Source organism: Streptomyces sp. NPDC058052 (assembly GCF_042885515.1).
In the GTDB taxonomy this organism is placed as follows: Bacteria; Actinomycetota; Actinomycetes; order Streptomycetales; family Streptomycetaceae; genus Streptomyces.
In genome coordinates, this window is sequence record NZ_JBHVRX010000002.1 from 52,584 (window position 1) to 69,403 (window position 16,820).

Here is a 16,820-nt window from a genome sequence, read left to right on the forward strand (position 1 = left end):
GGGGGGGGTCGCCCCGGCCCGCGGGGGGCGGGGGCCCCCCGGGCGGGGGGGGGGGGGGCCCCGCCCCCGCGGGCCGGGCCCCCCCCCACGACGGCGCTCAGGCCATCGGGCCGCCGAAGGGGCCGCCCGGTCCGTAGTACGCGCCCAGGTCGTGGCGGTAGGCGGGGTCGTCGAGGTGCTTCTCCCGGTGGAATTCCGGGGCGTCCTTGATCTGCTCCTTCGTGCGCTCGACGTAGACCTTCCGGTCGTCCACGTCGATCCGCACGACGGTGGCGGCGGGGAGGAGGACCTCCTTGCCGAAGATCCAGACCCCCGTGTCCACGACCAGATAGGCGTCCCCGACCTCGTCGGAGTGCTTGTCCACCTTCCCGATGCCGCCGTCGGTCGCCTCGACCTTGTAGCCGGTCAGTTCCGTACCGGCCACGTGGCCCGCGGTCGACCTGTAGCTCCACACGTGCTCACTCACGCGAAAACAACTCCTCCGGTGGTCGAGGGCGGCCGGCGGATCGCCGGCGCCCTCCTTCTCCGTGTTGTGTGTCTTTCGCGGCGGGGCGTTCTCCCCGCCTGGGCATCGCCTGCCCCGAGCCGTGCGAGCCAATCCCCCTCCTGTCGGCGGAGCCCGCGAGCCGGCCGGTGATCCTCTCGGCGTCGGCGACGAGGCCGCCGACGATCTCGTCGGCGCGAGGGGGCCTGTCAGGGCCCCGCCGCGGCCCGCGGGGCACGGTCGAGGCGGATGCGGGCCGCCACGGGGAGGTGGTCGCTGGGTGTCGCGGGGAGGGTCCACGCCGCGGTGGCCCGCGCTCCCTTGAGGAGGATCTGGTCGATCCGTACGAGCGGGAGGCGCGAGGGCCAGGTGAAGCCGAACCCCTCGCCGGCCGCGGCCTGGACCGACGTCATGCCCCGGGTCAGGGGGCGCAGCGCCCGGTCGTCCGTGGAGCCGTTGAAGTCGCCCATGACGACGAGGCGCGGGGCGCGCTCGGCCCGCAGGATCCCCGCGAGGACGTCCACGACCTCGTTCCTCGTGCCGGCGGTGAAGCCGGAGGGACCGACACGGACGGACGGCAGGTGGGCGACGTACACGGCCAGCGGGCCCTCGGGGGTGACCACCGTGGCGCGCATGGCCCGGGTCCACGGCATGATCGGCACGGCCCGCGCGTCCCGCAGCGGGCGGGTGCTCCACAGCCCCACCGTGCCCTGGGAGAAGTGGTACGGGTACGCGTCGGCCAGGGCGGCGGCGTAGGCGGGCGCGGTGTCCGGGTCGAGTTCCTGGAGCGCGACGACGTCCGCCCGCGCGGCGATCAGGCTCCGCGCGGTGCCCCGCGGGTCCGGGTTGGCCTGGTTGACGTTGTGGCTGACCAGGGTGAGGTCCCCGCCGGCGGACGACTTGTCGGTGAGCGTGCCGCCGAAGACCGTCAGCCACGCCGTCACCGGCAGGAGCAGGGACGCCGTCGCCGTCCGTGATCCGCGCAGCAGCGCCGGCGCCGCGAGCGCGGGGACCCCGAGAGCCGTCCACGGGAGCAGCGTCTCGGCCAGGCTGCCGAGGTGCCCGGGGAGCTCGGGGAGCCCGACGTGCCCGGCCAGCGCCAGGAGGAGGGCGAGAGCGGCGGAGCAGATGACGACGGACGTGCCTCGGCGCCGTGCGCCCCGGCGGCGGGCCGGACCGGGCGTCCCGGGCACGGGCGGTGCCGCGGGCGCGGGCGGTTTCGCGGGGCGGTGCGCGGGTTCCGGATCGCGCTCGGGGCCGGGCGCGGGCTCGGGTATGGGTACGGGCTCGGGTACGGGTACAGGCTCCGGGTCGCGTACGGGTACAGGCTCGGGGTCGCGTACGGGTCCCGGTGCCGCCGGGTCCGGGGTGGTCTCGTGGCGTGCCGTCGTCATCGCGGTTCAGCCCTCCGTACCGGCCCGCGGCAGCTGGTCGCGCAGGCCGGCGATCAGCCGGCGGCTGCTGTCGACCGCCGCGCGGAGGCCCTCGCCGGGGGTGGTGTCCGCCCGCTGGTGGAGGACGGCTCCGACGAGCAGGCGGGGCTCACCCCCGAGGCGGACCTCGCAGGCCCACAGGAGGTTGCCGCCCGCCGGGGTGCTGGAGCCCGTCTTGATGCCGACGACGCCCGGGACGTCCAGCAGGGGGTTGGTGTTGGTGAGGGGGCCGACGCCGGGGACGGTGACGGTCCGGGTGGCCACGATCTCGCGGAAGACGGGGTGCTTCATCACCGTCCGGGCCAGGACGAGCTGGTCGGCCGCGGTGCTGGTCGTGGTGGGTTCGATCCCGCTCGCCCCGGTGTACGTCGACCGGTCCATGCCCAGCCGGTCGGCGGCGCGGCGCATCTTCGCCGCGAACGCCTCCTGGCTCCCCGCGTCCCAGCGGGCGAGCAGACGTGCGACGTTGTTGCCGGAGGGGATCAGCAGCATCTGGAGGAGCCGGCGCTGGGAGTGGCGGCTGCCCGCCCGGAGCGGCACCTTCGACTCGCCCCCGACGCCCGCCTCGTGGGCCGCCTGCCGGTCCACCTCGATCAGGGGGCCCTCTTCCCCGGGCCGCAGCGGGTGCTCCTGGAGGATGACGTGAGCGGTCATCACCTTCGCCAGGCTCGCGATGGGGACGGGGCTCCGGTCCCCCCGGGTGCCGACCGGGCCCGAGCCTTCGAGCGCGACGGCGGTCTGGCCCTCCTCGGGCCACGGGACCGCGCCGTCGTCGAAGGACCAGGTGCCGGACGGGGAGGACGGGGCGGAGCTGCCGTCCGTCCCCGGTCCGGGGCCGGAGACGGAGAAGCCGAGGACGGTCACGAGGAGCAGGGCCAGCGCGCCGCCCGCGACACGGACGCGGTGGGCGGGGGAAAGGGACATGGAGCCACCTCCGGGTGCTGCCGAACGGGATCGGTACGGCAGCAAGGCTCCGGGGGCGGTGTCTCCGGACGCCGGACGGAAGGGCTTCGCCGGGGCTCGGGAACCCATCGATCGTGTATCGGCGCCGGCGCGCGGCGGCCCCCTCGTCGCAGGACTCGTCAATCGCCGGGCGTGTCTTTCGTGGGGCAGGTCAGTCGCCGGACACGTCAGTCGCCGGGCACGTCATCGGCCTTCACGACCGGGCCGCGCCGGCCCCGTCCTCCGGCAGGCGGAGGGTCGCCACCGCTCCCCCGTCCCCGGCGTGGTTGGCGAACTCCAGCACCGCTCCGATCACGTCCGCCTGGCCGGACGCGATCGTCAGGCCGAGGCCGTGGCCGCGTCCCCGCTCGGCGGTGCCCGTCCGGAAGCGCTGGGGTCCGTGGGCCAGCAGGTCCCCGGGGTAGCCCGGGCCGTGGTCCCGTACCGTGATCGCCCCGGCGGAGACGGTGATCTCCACGGGGCCGGCGCCATGACGGTGGGCGTTGACGACGAGGTTGGCGACGATCCGGTCGAGCCGCCGCGGATCCGTCTCCGCCACGGCCTCCTCGTCGGCGGTCACCCGCGCCTCCAGCCCGGTCCTCGCCGCCGACTCCCGTACGAGCTCCGCCAGGGCCACCGGCCTGCGCCGCGCCTCCTCGGCGCCGGCGTCGAGACGGGAGATCTCCAGCAGGTCCTCGACCAGGTCGCGCAGGACCTGGACCCGGTCCCTGACCATGTCGGTGGCCTCGCCCTCGGGCAGCAGTCCCGCGGAGGTGACCAGCCCCATCAGGGGGGTGCGGAGCTCGTGCGCCACGTCGGCGGTGAAGCGCTGCTCGCGGGCGATGCGCTGCTGCAGGCTGTCCGCCATCGAGTCGACGACGGCGGCGATCTCACCGATCTCGTCGCCGTCGGCGTCGCGGCGGCCGGTCCCCGTGCGCGCGTCGAGGTCGCCCGCCGTGATGCGGCGCGCCGTGCGGGCCACGCGGCGCAGCCGCCGCGCGGGCAGTTCGGTGGCGAGGGCGGTGACGGGGACGACGACGCCCAGGGTGAGCAGTGAGTACTTCCACATGTGCCGGTCGAGTGCCTGCCGGGTGAGCAGGTCGGCGGTCATGTCGACCTCGACCGCGTACAGCTGCCCGCCCTCCTGACGAGCGGCCCAGAAGGCGGGTGCCGGGGGGCCGTTCTCGTACCGGGTGCCCCGGCCTTCGCGTTCGACCTGCCGCAGCAGGGCGTCCGGGAGTTCGGCCGGGGAGACCACGGGCGCCGGACCGCCGGACTCCCGGGCCTCGGCCAGGGCGCGGTCGAGGGCGGCCTCGGCCTTCCCGGCACCTTCGTGCATGGACCGGTTCAAGGTCGATTCGTGGACCAGAACGCCGACCGTGAGGGCCATCGCGGCGCAGGCGAGTGCCGTCAGCAGCAGGATCTTCCAGCGCAGCGAGCGGGGGTTGGACAGGGCGCGTACCAGCGTCATCCGCAGTGTTTCCCTCAGCGTCGCAGCTTGTAGCCGAAGCCCCGGACCGTCTCGATCCGGTCGGCTCCGATCTTCTTCCGCAGCCGCTGGACGCAGAGGTCGACGACCCGGGTGTCGCCGTCCCATCCGTAGTCCCAGACATTGCGCAGCAGGCTCTGGCGGTCGAGCACGATCCCGGGGTGGGCGGAGAACTCGAGCAGCAGCCGGAGTTCGGTCGGCGCCAGGGCGATCTCCTCGCCGCCCCTGCGTACTTCCAGTGCGGCGGGGTCGATGCTCAGGTCGCCGAAGACGAGCCGCCCGGCAGGCGCCTCCGGGGGGCCGGTCCGCCCGGTGGCCGGGGGGACGAAGGCGGCACGGCGCAGCAGGGAGCGGATGCGGGCCACCAGGACCGCGGTGTCGACGGGCTTGACCACGTAGTCGTCGGCCCCGGCCTCCAGTCCGGAGACGACGTCGAGGGCGTCGCCGCGCGCGGACATCATGAGGATCGGGGCGGTGCTGGACTCCCTGATCCGGCGGCACAGTCCGATGCCGTCCAGCTCCGGGAGCATCACGTCGAGCAGCAGCAGGTCATGGTGACCGTCGCGGAACAGTTCGAGCCCGGTCAGTCCGTCGCCCGCGACGGAGACGCGGTAGCCGTACCGCTCCAGGGCCATCGCGACGGACCGCCGGATCACCTCGTCGTCCTCGACGAGCAGGATCGTCACGGGAACGGGCTCAGACATCTGCATCCATCGAACGCGGGGGCGGCGGGTCTCCCATCATGCCCCACACCGCGGCGCGACGGCCCCGGGGGCACCGGCCCTGGCCGTACGGCTCCGGCTGCCGGAGCCGCTGCCGCACCGCGGACGACACCCCCGCCACCGCCGCCGCGGTGCGTCACCGGCGGTTCGAAGGGCCCGTCCGCGACTCCCTCGGCGGGCCCGGGGGTCACCGCCCCCGGCCGTGCCGGGCGAAGACCTCACGGACGACCGGCAGGTCCGCCTCCTTCTCCTTCTCGTCCTCGTAGCAGCCGTCCTCGTCCCGGTCCGCGACGACGGCCTCCGGGGTGAAGTCCCGGCCGAGCCGGTAGACGTCCAGGCAGTAGTCGAAGCCGGATTCGCCGAACAGGTCCAACCCCTCGCGGCCGCAGTGGTCCGCCAGACCGTCGGCCACGTGCCAGCGCGTGCCGTCGTACCAGAAGGCACCGCCCGCGTAGTGGATCGTCCGGCCCGACTCCGGGTCGGTGAGGTTCAGCGACTCGTAGTTCTCGGGCCGGTCGCGGACCAGGTCCACCAGGGGCGCGGGAACACCCTCGTAGAAGGACTCCTGGAGGGCGAACTCCTCCTCGGCGTACAGATTCAGCTCCGACTCGTGGTCGAACGTCAGGAGCAGCGCGCGGCCGTCCTCCGCGAAGTACCAGACCGCGGACTGGCCGCCGCCGTCGTTCCAGGCCAGACGGCGTGCGCCGGGCACCGTCACCGGGGCCACCTCGGCGAGGTCGTCCACGACGACCGCGCGGCGCAGCACTTCCTGGAGGGGCGTCGCCGCCAGGGCTTCCCACACCGCGTTGCTCATTCCCGAAGGGTATCCACCGCCTCCGACACGCCCGGCACGGGACGTCCGCCCCGGCACGCCGCCGGGCCGGCGGGGCGGACGTCCCGCCCCGGGGCGCGCCGTTCGCTCCCGCTCCGGGGATCAGTAGGATCACAGCGCGTTCCCTGGGGGGGAGCAGGCACCTTGCGACATCGGAAAGCCACCGGGGGTGGCACAGCGCGGTGGGAGACTTGTGATGGAACCGCTCGACGGCTCCGCACCGACCGAGATCGGCCCGTACCGGCTGCTCGCCGAGCTCGGACGGGGCGGCATGGGCCGCGTCTTCCTCGGCGCGGCACGCGACGGACGGCTGGCGGCCGTGAAGCAGGTGCATCCCCGGTTCGCCTCCGACGACGACTTCCGGGCCCGGTTCCGGCGCGAGGTCGCCGCCTCGCGCACGGTCTCCGGCGCCTACACGGCCGCGGTGATGGCGGCAGACGCGGACTCCGGACTGCCCTGGCTCGCCTCGGTGTTCGTCACCGGCCCCTCACTGGGCGCCGCCGTCCGGGAGACGGGGCCGCTTCCCGAGGCGGCCGCCCGCCGCCTGGCGCTCGGGCTGGCGACCGCGCTGGTGGAGATCCACCGGGTGAACCTGATCCACCGTGATCTGAAGCCGGAGAACGTGCTCCTCGCGGGGGACGGCGTCCGCGTCATCGACTTCGGCATCGTGCGGGCCGCCGAGACCACCGGCGCCACCGAGCTGACCCAGACCGGCTGGGTGATCGGCTCGCCCCCGTACATGTCGCCCGAGCAGGCGGAAGGCAGGGACCTCACCCCGGCGAGCGACGTCTTCTCGCTCGGCGCGGTCCTGGCGCTCGCCCTGACGGGCCGGGCCCCCTTCGCCGGGACGTCGACGCTCCAGACGCTCTACAACGTCGTCCACCACTCGCCCGACCTCGAAGGCGTCCCGGCCGGACTGCGCGGCATCCTCGAGGAGTGCCTCGCCAAATCGCCGTCGGACCGTCCCACTCCGGCGCGCCTGCTCACCCTGCTCGGTCCGGTCCCGCCGGCGGCGCGCGCCTGGCCGTCGGCGATCCATGACATGGTCGCCGCTCAGGAGGCCCGCATCGACGCGCTGCTGAGCGGCGCGGAGGCGGCCACGGTCGTCGTACCGCCGCGGCGCGTCACCGCACCGGTGCCGGCACCCGGACGCACCACGCCCGCCTCCCTCCTCGCGAAGACGCCGACGGCGGCGACGGCACCGGCGGATCCGGCGGCGACGGCACTTCCGGCGGCACCGACGGCGCCTCTGCCGGCGGGGGTGCCACCGGCCGGGCCCGTCCCCGACCGGCCCACCCTCGCCGAACCGCCCTCACCCGCACCTCAGGCGCCCCTGCCGCGGCGGCGACGGCCGGGGGGCGGAGCCCTCGTCGCCCTCGTGGTGCTCGCACTGGCGGGCGCGGGGGTCGGGGGCTACTTCCTGACGCGGCAGGAGGCCACCAGCCACGCGGCCACACCCGACTGCGACCAGGTGTCCTTCTCGCTTCCCGGAGCCGTGCGGCTGCCGGAGCGGGACGTCGCGGTCGCCCTGCCCGACGGCAGGGAGAACCGGTGCTCCTGGGAGGCGGACCGGACGGTCGTCGAGGTCTCGTGGACCTTGCGCACGGGCGCCACGGCCGCCGAGGCGACGGAGCGGCAGGTCCGGGCGTTCGCGGCGGGCCGGGGCGACGCGCGCGGCGCGGACCTGTCGTTCGGCGACGAGGCGTACTGGGCGGCGGCACCCCAGAACCCCGCCGGGTCCGGCTGCTCGCTGCGCGTCCGCGACGCCAATCTGGTCGTGACGGTCGACCTGACCCCCACGCAGGGCTCCTCCCCCGCGGGCGACCGGGTTCCCGACTGCGAGGCGAAGGCCGAGGGCTTCGCCCGGTCCGCGTACGACGCCATGCCCTGACGTTCCCCGGCCCGGCACCGGCGGCGCGGCCGGCCCCGGAGGCGGCATGCCTCCGGGGCCGCGTCACGCCTCCGGGGCCGCTTCACACCTCCGGGGCCGGCCGCGCCGACGGGGCCGCGAGGCCGTCGAGCATGCGGGTGAAGGCCCGGACGGCGCGCTCGTCGAGCTCCTCCAGGGGGATCGCCGCCCCTCCCCACCACGGCGACCTCGCCCTCGCCGCCGCGCACGCCCTCGAAGCGTCCCTGGGCGCGCCGCGTCCGCCGGCCTTCGTCCGACGACGGCCCGGAGCGCCGCGACGGCACGGGCGGAGCTCCCCGGCGGAGGGGACGCGTGGCGACCGCACCTTTCCCGACGGGTTGTCAGGTCTCCTTCCCGCTCCTACAGTTCCGCCCAGAACCACGCGATGGGAGCGCTCCCATACGGCAGTTCCGTCGACCGGGAGACGCCTCCCCCGCCGCTCCCCCCACACACACCTTCGTGGAGAGGACCCAGATGCGAGCGTCACCCCACCGCCCGACGTCGCCGCGCGGCGTGCTCGGCGCGCTCCTCCTCGCCCTCGTGACCGTACTGGCGACCCTGGTCGGCGTCGCGCCTGCGGCCCAGGCCGACACCCTGATCTGCGAGCAGTACGGCACGGCCACCGTCCAGGGCCGGTACGTCGTCCAGAACAACCGCTGGGGCACCGGCGCGACGCAGTGCGTCACCGCCACCGACACCGGCTTCCGGGTGACCCGGGCCGACGGATCCGTGCCCACCGACGGCCCCCCGAAGGCGTACCCGTCGCTCTTCAACGGCTGCCACTACACCCGCTGCTCACCCGGCACCGCCCTCCCCGCCCGGATCGACGGCATCGCCGCGGCCCCCAGCGACATCGCGTACGGCTTCGCCGCCGACTCCGTCTACAACGCCTCGTACGACATCTGGCTGGACCCGGCACCCCGGACCGACGGGGTGAACCGCACCGAGATCATGATCTGGTTCCACAAGGCCGGGCCGGTCCAGCCGATCGGTTCCCCCGTCGGCACCGCCACCGTCGGCGGGCGTTCCTGGCAGGTGTGGACGGGCGGCAACGGTGCCAACGACGTCATCTCCTTCGTCGCGCCCTCGGCCGTCGCGGAGTGGAGCTTCGACGTCATGGACTTCGTCCGGGAGACCGTCGCCCGCGGGATGGCGCGGGACGACTGGTACCTGACGAGCGTCCAGGCCGGCTTCGAGCCGTGGCAGAACGGCGCCGGGCTCGCCGTGCACTCCTTCTCCTCCACCGTGGACCTCGGCACCCCCGCGCCCGGCCCCGGCACCCCCGGTCCCGCCGCGTCGTGCACGGTGACGGTCGTGCCCCACGTGTGGACCGGCGGCTACACGGCGGACGTCACCGTCACCAACACCGGCCCCGCCGCCGTCGACGCCTGGCACCTCGCCTTCACGCTGCCCGCCGGGCACCGGATCACCCATGCGTGGAACGCGGCCGTCACGCCCACCTCCGGCACCGTGACGGCGACCGGCCCGCCGCACGACGCGCGCATCGCGGCCGGAGCGAGCCGGACGTTCGGCTTCCAGGGCACGTACGGCGGCACGTTCGCCCCTCCGTCCGGATTCCGCCTCGGAGGTGTGGCCTGCACCTGACCTGACCTGGCCTGACCTGGCCTGACCTGACGCCGACGCACAGCGCACCGCGCACAGCGCACCGCGCACGAGGAGAACACCGGACGAACGCACCTCCCCACACACAGGAGACACGAATGGCTGGACGCAAGAAGCGGCTCGCCTCCCTGGCGGCGGCGCTCGCGACGCTGCTCGCCGGGATCGGCCTGACCCTGCTGGGCCAGAACAGCGCGCAGGCGCACGGCGTCACGATGATGCCGGGCTCCCGCACCTACCTCTGCTGGGTGGACGCCAGGACCAGCACCGGAAGCCTCGACCCGACCAACCCCGCGTGCCGGGCGGCGCTCGCCGAGAGCGGGCCGAACTCGCTCTACAACTGGTTCGCCGTGCTCGACTCCCAGGCCGGCGGACGAGGCGCCGGTTACGTGCCGGACGGCACGCTGTGCAGTGCCGGCGACCGGTCGCCGTACGACTTCACCGGCTACAACGCGGCCCGGGCCGACTGGCCGCGCACCCATCTGACCTCAGGGCGGACGATCCAGGTCAAGCACAGCAACTGGGCCGCCCATCCGGGCTCCTTCCGGGTGTACCTCTCCAAGCCCGGCTACTCACCCGCCACCGAACTGGGCTGGGACGACCTGGAGTTGGTCCAGACCGTCACGGACCCTCCGCAGACGGGCTCCCCCGGCGCCGACGGAGGACACTACTTCTGGGACCTGAGCCTGCCCTCGGGCCGCTCGGGTGACGCCGTGCTCTTCATCCAGTGGGTCCGCTCGGACAGCCAGGAGAACTTCTTCTCCTGCTCCGACATCGTCTTCGACGGCGGCAACGGCGAGGTGACCGGGATACGCGGCTCGGGCGGAACCCCCACCCCGACGCCGACCCCCACGCCCACGCCCATAGAGCCGACCCCGACCCCGACCCCGACCGGGCCGACGCCCACCCCGACCGATCCGCACACCGGGTGCATGGCCGTCTACACCGTCGTCAACTCCTGGAGCGGCGGCTTCCAGGGCTCCGTCGAGGTGATGAACCACACCGCGACGGCGCGCGACGGCTGGGCCGTGCGCTGGACTCCGGGCGCCGGCACCCGGATCACCTCGCTCTGGAACGGGGCGCTGTCCTCCGGCACCGACGGCACGCTCACCGTCAGGAACCTCGACTACAACCGGACCGTCCCGGCGGACGGCAGCGTGACCTTCGGGTTCACCGCGGCCTCGGCCGGCAACGACCACCCGGTCGGTTCCGTCACCTGCGTCACCCCGTGACGATCCCCCCTCGGCAACGAGCGAGGGGCCGTCTGCCCTACGGCGGGAGACGGCCCCTCGCACGGGTCAGCCGGTCTCGAGAAGACCCGCGCGCAGGCGCTTCATGGTGCGCGCGAGGAGGCGGGAGACGTGCATCTGGGAGCACCCCAGGAGTTCCCCGATCTGGGACTGGGTGAGCTCCTCGACGAACCTCAGGTGGATGATCTGCCGATCGCGCTCGTCGAGCCCGGCGATGAGCGGGGCCAGGGCGTGGAAGTCCTCCACCAGCTCCATGGCGGGGTCCTCGCTGCCGATGCGGTCGGCCAGGGACACCTCGCCGTCCTCGCCCTCGCCGTTGAGCGCGGCGTCGAGCGACGAGGAGTTGTAGGCGTTGGACGCCAGCCGGGCCTCGGTGACCTCTTCCTCCGTGAGGCTCATCAGCTCCGCCAGCTCCGCGACCGTCGGCATCCGGCCCAGGCGCGTGCTCAGCTCCTCGGTCGCCTTGGCCAGTTCGACCCGGGCCTCCTGGAGGCGGCGGGGCACGTGCACCGCCCACGAGGTGTCCCGGAAGAACCTCTTGATCTCCCCGACGATGTAGGGCACGGCGAAGGTGGTGAACTCGACCTCCCGCGCGAGCTCGAAGCGGTCGATCGCCTTGATCAGGCCGATCATGCCGACCTGGACGATGTCCTCCATCTCGTCGCCACGGTGACGGAAGCGCCCGGCCGCGTAGCGGACCAGGCTCGCGTTCATCTCGATCAGGGTGTTGCGCGCGTACTGGTACGCGTGCGTGCCCTCCTCCAGCACCGCGAGCTCCTCGAAGAAGACCTTCGAGAGGGCGCGGGCGTCCCTCGGCGCGACGGCCGACGCGTCCGGGATGATCGGCAGCGTTCCCGTTCCGACCTCAACTCCTGTGGTCGACATCGTGGTGACCGTCACACCTTTCCCCTTTCCCGTCCATCCCGCCGGGGCGCGTGCCCGAGCCGGGATTCATGGCCCTGTGCCGCTTCGCCTACCCGGAGCGCCGAGCTCCACACGGACTGATTCTCCGAACACGTCCGGGGACGGGGGCAGTCGGCGCCCGGAGACCGCTTCTTCCGCCGGTCGCGGGGCAGATGGAGCATGCAGGATGGCCGTGCGAGGACGAGCCATCGCACGGGAAGGAGAGACATGGCACGGGATCCCTCGATGAGAGCGGTCGGCTGGGCGCGGTCGCTGCCCCTCGGCAGCAGCGTGAAGTCGGCACGGGACTGGACGCGTGCGCACCTGACGGGCCTCGGCTGGGACCGGACGGCGCCCGACCTGGTGGACTCCGTGGTGCTCGCCGTGTCCGAACTGGTCACCAACGCCCACGTCCACGCGCACAGCGACGCACAGCTCATCCTCACCTGGGACGAGGAGTGCCTGCACGTCACCGTGCACGACGCGTCGCCGCGGGTGCCCGAGCAGCGCGACCCCGACGACGGGGCCCTGGGCGGGCGGGGCCTGCTGCTGATCGACGCCCTCGCCGACGAGGTGCGGACCCACCCCTGCCCGCGGGGCAAGGACGTCACCGCCTGCTTCCGCCCGCCGACCCCCGGCCGCACGGGCTGAGGCCGCCGCCCGGCGGTCCGCCGCGATCCTCACCCCGGACGGGGCCGCGTACGGCCCCGTCCGGGTCGTGTTGTCGGCCGGCCCCCACCGAGCGGTCCTCCGCCGCGCCCTGGGTGCCGGGCCCCTCCGGTGCGGTTTCACGTACGGCCGAGCGGTCAGGCGAACGGGGACGCAAGTCCCGACTCATGTGCCAGGAGGCTCACATGGACAGCTGGCGTGCCGCCGCGGCCTGCCAGGAGGCCGACCCCGATCTGTTCTTCCCGGTGGGCACCGGGTCCCCCGCGCTCGCCCAGGCCGAGGAGGCCAAGAAGGTCTGCCGGCGCTGCCCGGTGCGGGAGGAGTGCCTGCGCTGCGCGATGGCCGGATCCCACCCGCCGGCGGGTGTGTGGGGCGGTCTCACCGAGAACGAACGGCGCTCGCTGCGCCGCCGGTTGCGCCCCGGGGCGGACGGGCGGCGGTGAGATCCCGCCGGGCCCGGTCTCTCGGATCCGTCACGGAACCGGGGGCCGGGCGGACCGGGCGGACCGGGCGGACCGGGCGGACCGGGCGGACCGGTGGCTGAACAGCCGGACGACTGCACGGCTGGACGGCTGGACGGCTGGACGGGCAGGGGCGTGCCATGCCGTGGCCGCACGGGGCGGGCCGGGGGGTCAGCCGGGGAACCCGTCCAGGGGGTTCGCCGCGTCGGCGTACTCCGGCACGAGGGAGAGGCACGCCCGTACCCGCTTCCCCTCCGGGTCCGGCTCCACGGTCAGCCGCTCGCAGACGGCGACGACGATCTCCACTCCGTGCTGTCCGATGCGGCGCGGGTCGTGGCCCTGGGGCACGGGGGCGTGGGCGGAGCGGTCGAACACCGAGATCTCCAGGGTGTCCCGGCACAGCTCCAGCAGGAGCCGGCAGGGACCGGGCGCGTGCCGCACCGCGTTGGTCACCAGCTCGCTGACCACCAGCTGCGCCAGCTCGACGCGCTCGTCCGCCACCGGCTCGCGCCGTACGGAAGGAGCGGCGGCGAGGAAGTCGGCCGTGAAGGCGCGGGCGGAGGCGATGGCGCCTCCGTCGGAGGGGTGGTCGTAGACGGCACTCGCGGACAGCAGGGGCTCCGGTGCCGCCCATTCTGCGGTGATCACGTCCCCCATGGTGCTGGTACTCCTTCCCTTCCAGGTGGGTGGGCGCGGTGGACGCCTCGTACACCGCCTTTCCCCTCTTCACGGTTCCCACACCGCCCGCCTCGGGGATCACACCGGCCCGCCGGATCCGTCCGTCCGGACGCGCGAACGAGCCCGGCACGCTCCGAAGGGGGAGTGCCGGGCTCTCCTGGTCCTGGGGCCGCCCGGACCGGGGTGGACGGCGGGATCCGCCCACCGACGACGGGCGAGGGGCTCCTCGGCCCTCAGCAGCGGCGTTCGAGGAGCAGCGCCACCGGCCCGAGACCGCGCCTCCCCGCGCGCAGACCCGCCCGCCTTCCCCGTGCGTACACGAGAGCGATCACGGCGGCCGTGCCCACGGCCGCGCCCGCCGTCACGGCCTTGCGCGCGCGGACGGCGGTCCACAGCGCGTTTCCCGCGCCGCGGGCCCGCTGCCCGGCCGTGCGGGCCTTCTCCTCGGACGGTGCCGGAAGGACCCGAAGGTCGCCCATGCCCGCCGGGTCGTAGGCGTCGGCCAGGTCGGGGTCGTCCGTGTCGGCCAGGTCGGGGTCGTACGCCTCCGGCATGTCGGGGTAGTCCGGCACGGCGTACGGGCCGGTCCAGGGCAGCGCGTTCTGTCCACTCTTCTCCGAAGCACTCATGGGGGTCGTCTCGCCGGACACGCGCTCCGTAAACATCATTCTTCATACCGGCGCCGCCGGCGGGACGCGCGTGCGGCCCGCACCTGGATCCGGTGCGGGCCGCACGGCGGTGCCGGTGACGCGCGGGAAGGGGGGAACCGCGGGTCTTCCGGCGTGAGCGTGTCCCTCGCTCGGGGTCCGTGTGCCCCGGCGCCGACGATCCATGCCGGCCTCTTCGCCGGGGGACGCGGGCGGGGGCGGGACGGCGGGCGGGGGCGGGGGGCCGCCGGGGCAAGGGGCTAACCTGCCGTCCACGGGCTCTCGGATCTGCCGCGGCGCCCGGATCCGACGACGGCGAGAGGAGCGAGCATGACCACGACGGCCCGCGCACGGACGCAGCACGAGGACGACCGGGTCCGTGTCACCCGCTGGGACTTCGATTCCGGCCAGTCCACCGGCCGTCACGTCCACGCGTACGACTACGTCGTCGTCCCCGTCACCGACGGGCGGACCCATGTGATCACCCCCGACGGCGCCGTCACCGTCTCCGAGCTCAGGGCGGGCGAGTCCTACGCGCGCCCGGCCGGCGGCGAGCACGAGGTCGTCAACGCCGGCACCGCCCCGCTCGCCTTCGTCGAGATCGAGCTGAAGTAGTCCCTCGCGGGGCGCGCTGAAGCAGTCCCTCGCGGGGGCGCGTCCGCTCTCCGCGCTTCCCGGCCGCGCCCGGCCTCGGGCCGGATTATCGAGTGGCGCCGCTCCGCACCGGGCTGCGATGCTTCCCTCACACCGAAGGGGTGTAGCTCAGCTGGTCAGAGCGCCGGTCTCCAAAACCGGATGTCGCAGGTTCGACTCCTGTCACCCCTGCCACGCAGGGCTCCCGGCGGCACGTCAGCGGATGCCCGTGCTGCCCGGGAAGGGTCCCCCGGCCCGGTAGTACCGGCCGACCTCCTCCCGGTACCGCAGGTCCGCGAGGTGCTGTTCGGAGACGAACTCGGGCGCGTCCTTCACCTGCCGCCTGGACAGGGCGAGGTGGACCGCGCGCTCCTCCAGGTCGACGCGGGTCACCGCGCTCGCCGGGATCAGCGCCTCCTTGCCGAAGATCCAGACGCCCGTGTCCACGACCAGCCAGGCGGCGTCCACCTCGTCGGAGTGCTTGTCCACCTTGCCGATGTGCCCGTCGGACGCCTCGACCCGCCACCCGGTCAGATCGGTGCCCGTCAGGTGGCCGGACTGCGTGCTGTAGGACCAGAGACCCTCGGTCATCGTCGTCACTCCTCCGTCGTCGTGCTGCGTGTCGGGCGTCCGCGTACCCGGGCCTCCGGGGATGATTCCGCCGCCCCCGAGGACCGGCGACCGCACGACGGAGGTGTGGGACGCCGGCATCGGGCAACACGGAGGAGCAGCACGGAACCCGGTGGCACGCGCCCTCGACGGAAGGAAGGCAGCGCACATGGCACACGACATCTGGACCTACAGGGAGGCCGCCGCGAGCGCGGCACGTCTGGACCTGACCGGCTACCGGGTCGAGGCCACCGACGGTTTCGCCGGCACGGTCGACGCGCACGAGCCCGCGGCCGGCCGCGGCCATGTCGTGGTGGACACGGGTCCCTGGCGGCCCGACCGGCGCGTCGTGGTGCCGGCCGGGGTCGTCACCGCTGTCGACCCGGGTACGGAGACGCTCCGCGTCGACTGCTCCAGACGGCAGATCGCGGAGGCCCCGCCCTTCGAACCCGGCCCCGACCACGACCGGGACGACGGGCATCCGCACCGGATGCGGCTCGTCGACTACTACCTGGCGTTCTTCCGATAGGCGCTGCCCGCCCTCGGGAGCGTCCTCGGACGCCCCGTCGGACCGTCCTGGGAACGCCCGGTCGGGGCGTTCTCGGAGCGCCCCGTCGTGGACGCCCGTCGTGGACGCCGTCGTGACCGTCCGTCCCATCCCGTCCGCCCCGCCCCTTCGACCGGAGGAGAATCCTCATGACCGCACTGCTGTACCGCATCAGGCGACTCGCCCACGGCGCCCAGGGCCGGCGCGCGGCGGCTTCCGTCCGCAGGGCCGCCGCCGATCCCCGCAGGCGTGCCCAGGCGCGGCGTCTCCTCGGCAGGCTCCGCGGCCGCCGCTGACGGCCGTTCACGCACGCCCCGCCGTCCGTACGGGCGGCGGGGCGAGCGTGGTCCCGGCCACGAGGCGCACGGGCGTTCGCCCGGTCGGACGGCTCCGCGTGGCCGGGCGGAACGGGCGGGCCGAGACTGGAAGCCCGCCACGCCGGGGCGCCCCCGTCGGCCACGGGACGACGCGCGGGGATCGACCGCCACGGGAGGCACGCGTGATCAAGAGGCTCGAAGGAATGCCGGCGGGCGTCATCGGTTTCGAGGCGTCCGGCAAGCTGTCCGCGGAGGACTACCGGGACACGGTGCTGCCCGTGCTGGTGGAGGCCGCGGCGGCGGGTGAGGTGCGGTTCCTGATCGTCGTGCGTGACTTCGACGGCATGTCGGGCGGCGCGCTGTGGCAGGACCTCAAGGTCGGCGTCGAGCATCTGCGCGCCTGGAAGCGGGTAGCGCTGGTCACCGACATCGAGTGGATGACCCATGTCACCTCGCTCTTCGGCTGGATGACTCCCGGAGAGACGAGGACCTTCCCGCTCGGCGGGCGGGACGAGGCGGTCGCGTGGGTCTCCGCGTGACCCCGCTCCCGCCGCCCTGAGTACGCGCGGACCGGCGGGACCCCGGCCCCGGCGCTCGTGACCCCGCGGCCTCCTCCGTCGGCGTTTCGGCCAACCACGGTCCTCCGTCGCCCTGTTGCGCGATACGGGTCGATGC

19 protein-coding genes and 1 tRNA gene are annotated in these 16,820 nt (G+C 74.3%); 10 read left to right on the forward strand and 10 right to left on the reverse strand.

Annotated features, from left to right (window positions below):
* Positions 1–97: 97 nt before the first annotated feature.
* The 6 genes from ACFVU3_RS02810 to ACFVU3_RS02835 all read right to left on the reverse strand — a co-directional run bounded on the left by ACFVU3_RS02810 (position 98) and on the right by ACFVU3_RS02835 (position 5,884).
* The gene (locus ACFVU3_RS02810; RefSeq protein ID WP_390063075.1) at positions 98–466 is read right to left on the reverse strand and encodes a PRC-barrel domain-containing protein; all 369 of its coding nucleotides are present in this window, start codon (positions 464–466) and stop codon (positions 98–100) included.
* A 227-nt stretch (positions 467–693) separates the two neighbouring features.
* Complete coding sequence (locus ACFVU3_RS02815) at positions 694–1,878, reverse strand: endonuclease/exonuclease/phosphatase family protein (RefSeq protein WP_390063076.1); 1,185 nt, start codon at positions 1,876–1,878, stop codon at positions 694–696.
* A 6-nt stretch (positions 1,879–1,884) separates the two neighbouring features.
* Positions 1,885–2,841: a D-alanyl-D-alanine carboxypeptidase family protein gene (locus ACFVU3_RS02820; protein ID WP_390063077.1), complete on the reverse strand. Its 957-nt coding sequence runs from the start codon at positions 2,839–2,841 to the stop codon at positions 1,885–1,887.
* Positions 2,842–3,073: 232 nt separating this feature from the next.
* Positions 3,074–4,330, reverse strand: a complete 1,257-nt coding sequence (locus tag ACFVU3_RS02825; protein WP_390063079.1) for an ATP-binding protein — start codon at positions 4,328–4,330, stop codon at positions 3,074–3,076.
* 14 nt (positions 4,331–4,344) lie between these two features.
* Positions 4,345–5,052 (reverse strand): two-component system response regulator CseB, encoded by a 708-nt coding sequence (cseB, locus tag ACFVU3_RS02830; RefSeq protein WP_390063081.1) that lies wholly within the window; start codon positions 5,050–5,052, stop codon positions 4,345–4,347.
* Positions 5,053–5,257: 205 nt separating this feature from the next.
* A complete protein-coding gene (locus ACFVU3_RS02835; protein ID WP_390063083.1) occupies positions 5,258–5,884 on the reverse strand; it encodes a hypothetical protein in 627 nt (208 codons plus the stop codon).
* Between the two features lie 214 nt (positions 5,885–6,098).
* Here ACFVU3_RS02835 and ACFVU3_RS02840 point away from each other — a divergent pair, with 214 nt between their 5' ends.
* From ACFVU3_RS02840 to ACFVU3_RS02850, 3 genes are all read left to right on the forward strand, one after another.
* Entirely contained in the window at positions 6,099–7,793 is a 1,695-nt protein-coding gene (locus ACFVU3_RS02840) for a protein kinase (protein WP_390063084.1), read from the forward strand.
* Between the two features lie 492 nt (positions 7,794–8,285).
* A complete protein-coding gene (locus ACFVU3_RS02845) occupies positions 8,286–9,416 on the forward strand; it encodes a cellulose binding domain-containing protein (RefSeq protein ID WP_390063086.1) in 1,131 nt (376 codons plus the stop codon).
* 116 nt (positions 9,417–9,532) lie between these two features.
* Positions 9,533–10,663: a lytic polysaccharide monooxygenase gene (locus ACFVU3_RS02850; RefSeq protein WP_390063088.1), complete on the forward strand. Its 1,131-nt coding sequence runs from the start codon at positions 9,533–9,535 to the stop codon at positions 10,661–10,663.
* Between the two features lie 66 nt (positions 10,664–10,729).
* On the opposite strand, the gene ACFVU3_RS02855 is transcribed toward ACFVU3_RS02850, so the two are convergent.
* A complete protein-coding gene (locus ACFVU3_RS02855; RefSeq protein ID WP_390063089.1) occupies positions 10,730–11,581 on the reverse strand; it encodes an RNA polymerase sigma factor SigF in 852 nt (283 codons plus the stop codon).
* A gap of 231 nt (positions 11,582–11,812) precedes the next feature.
* Here ACFVU3_RS02855 and ACFVU3_RS02860 point away from each other — a divergent pair, with 231 nt between their 5' ends.
* Positions 11,813–12,235: an ATP-binding protein gene (locus tag ACFVU3_RS02860; RefSeq protein WP_390063091.1), complete on the forward strand. Its 423-nt coding sequence runs from the start codon at positions 11,813–11,815 to the stop codon at positions 12,233–12,235.
* 203 nt (positions 12,236–12,438) lie between these two features.
* Positions 12,439–12,696, forward strand: a complete 258-nt coding sequence (locus ACFVU3_RS02865) for a WhiB family transcriptional regulator (RefSeq protein ID WP_390063093.1) — start codon at positions 12,439–12,441, stop codon at positions 12,694–12,696.
* 189 nt (positions 12,697–12,885) lie between these two features.
* On the opposite strand, the gene ACFVU3_RS02870 is transcribed toward ACFVU3_RS02865, so the two are convergent.
* The gene (locus ACFVU3_RS02870) at positions 12,886–13,371 is read right to left on the reverse strand and encodes an ATP-binding protein (RefSeq protein WP_390063095.1); all 486 of its coding nucleotides are present in this window, start codon (positions 13,369–13,371) and stop codon (positions 12,886–12,888) included.
* Between the two features lie 254 nt (positions 13,372–13,625).
* Positions 13,626–14,021 (reverse strand): hypothetical protein, encoded by a 396-nt coding sequence (locus ACFVU3_RS02875; RefSeq protein WP_390063097.1) that lies wholly within the window; start codon positions 14,019–14,021, stop codon positions 13,626–13,628.
* A gap of 348 nt (positions 14,022–14,369) precedes the next feature.
* On the opposite strand from ACFVU3_RS02875, the gene ACFVU3_RS02880 reads away from it, so the two are divergent.
* Together ACFVU3_RS02880 and ACFVU3_RS02885 are read left to right on the forward strand one after the other, a co-directional pair.
* Positions 14,370–14,654, forward strand: a complete 285-nt coding sequence (locus ACFVU3_RS02880) for a cupin domain-containing protein (protein ID WP_390063098.1) — start codon at positions 14,370–14,372, stop codon at positions 14,652–14,654.
* Positions 14,655–14,790: 136 nt separating this feature from the next.
* Positions 14,791–14,867: transfer RNA gene (locus ACFVU3_RS02885), tRNA-Trp, on the forward strand.
* Positions 14,868–14,888: 21 nt separating this feature from the next.
* Here the strand turns inward: ACFVU3_RS02885 and ACFVU3_RS02890 are convergent.
* Positions 14,889–15,263: a PRC-barrel domain containing protein gene (locus ACFVU3_RS02890; RefSeq protein WP_390063099.1), complete on the reverse strand. Its 375-nt coding sequence runs from the start codon at positions 15,261–15,263 to the stop codon at positions 14,889–14,891.
* Positions 15,264–15,450: 187 nt separating this feature from the next.
* Here ACFVU3_RS02890 and ACFVU3_RS02895 point away from each other — a divergent pair, with 187 nt between their 5' ends.
* The 3 genes from ACFVU3_RS02895 (at position 15,451) to ACFVU3_RS02905 (ending at position 16,684) form a co-directional block, all read left to right on the forward strand.
* Positions 15,451–15,810 carry a PRC-barrel domain containing protein gene (locus ACFVU3_RS02895; protein WP_390063101.1) on the forward strand — a complete coding sequence of 120 codons (360 nt, stop codon included), beginning with the start codon at positions 15,451–15,453 and terminating at the stop codon, positions 15,808–15,810.
* A 167-nt stretch (positions 15,811–15,977) separates the two neighbouring features.
* The gene (locus tag ACFVU3_RS02900) at positions 15,978–16,124 is read left to right on the forward strand and encodes a hypothetical protein (RefSeq protein WP_390063103.1); all 147 of its coding nucleotides are present in this window, start codon (positions 15,978–15,980) and stop codon (positions 16,122–16,124) included.
* A 203-nt stretch (positions 16,125–16,327) separates the two neighbouring features.
* Positions 16,328–16,684, forward strand: a complete 357-nt coding sequence (locus ACFVU3_RS02905; protein ID WP_390063105.1) for an STAS/SEC14 domain-containing protein — start codon at positions 16,328–16,330, stop codon at positions 16,682–16,684.
* Positions 16,685–16,820: the final 136 nt, after the last annotated feature.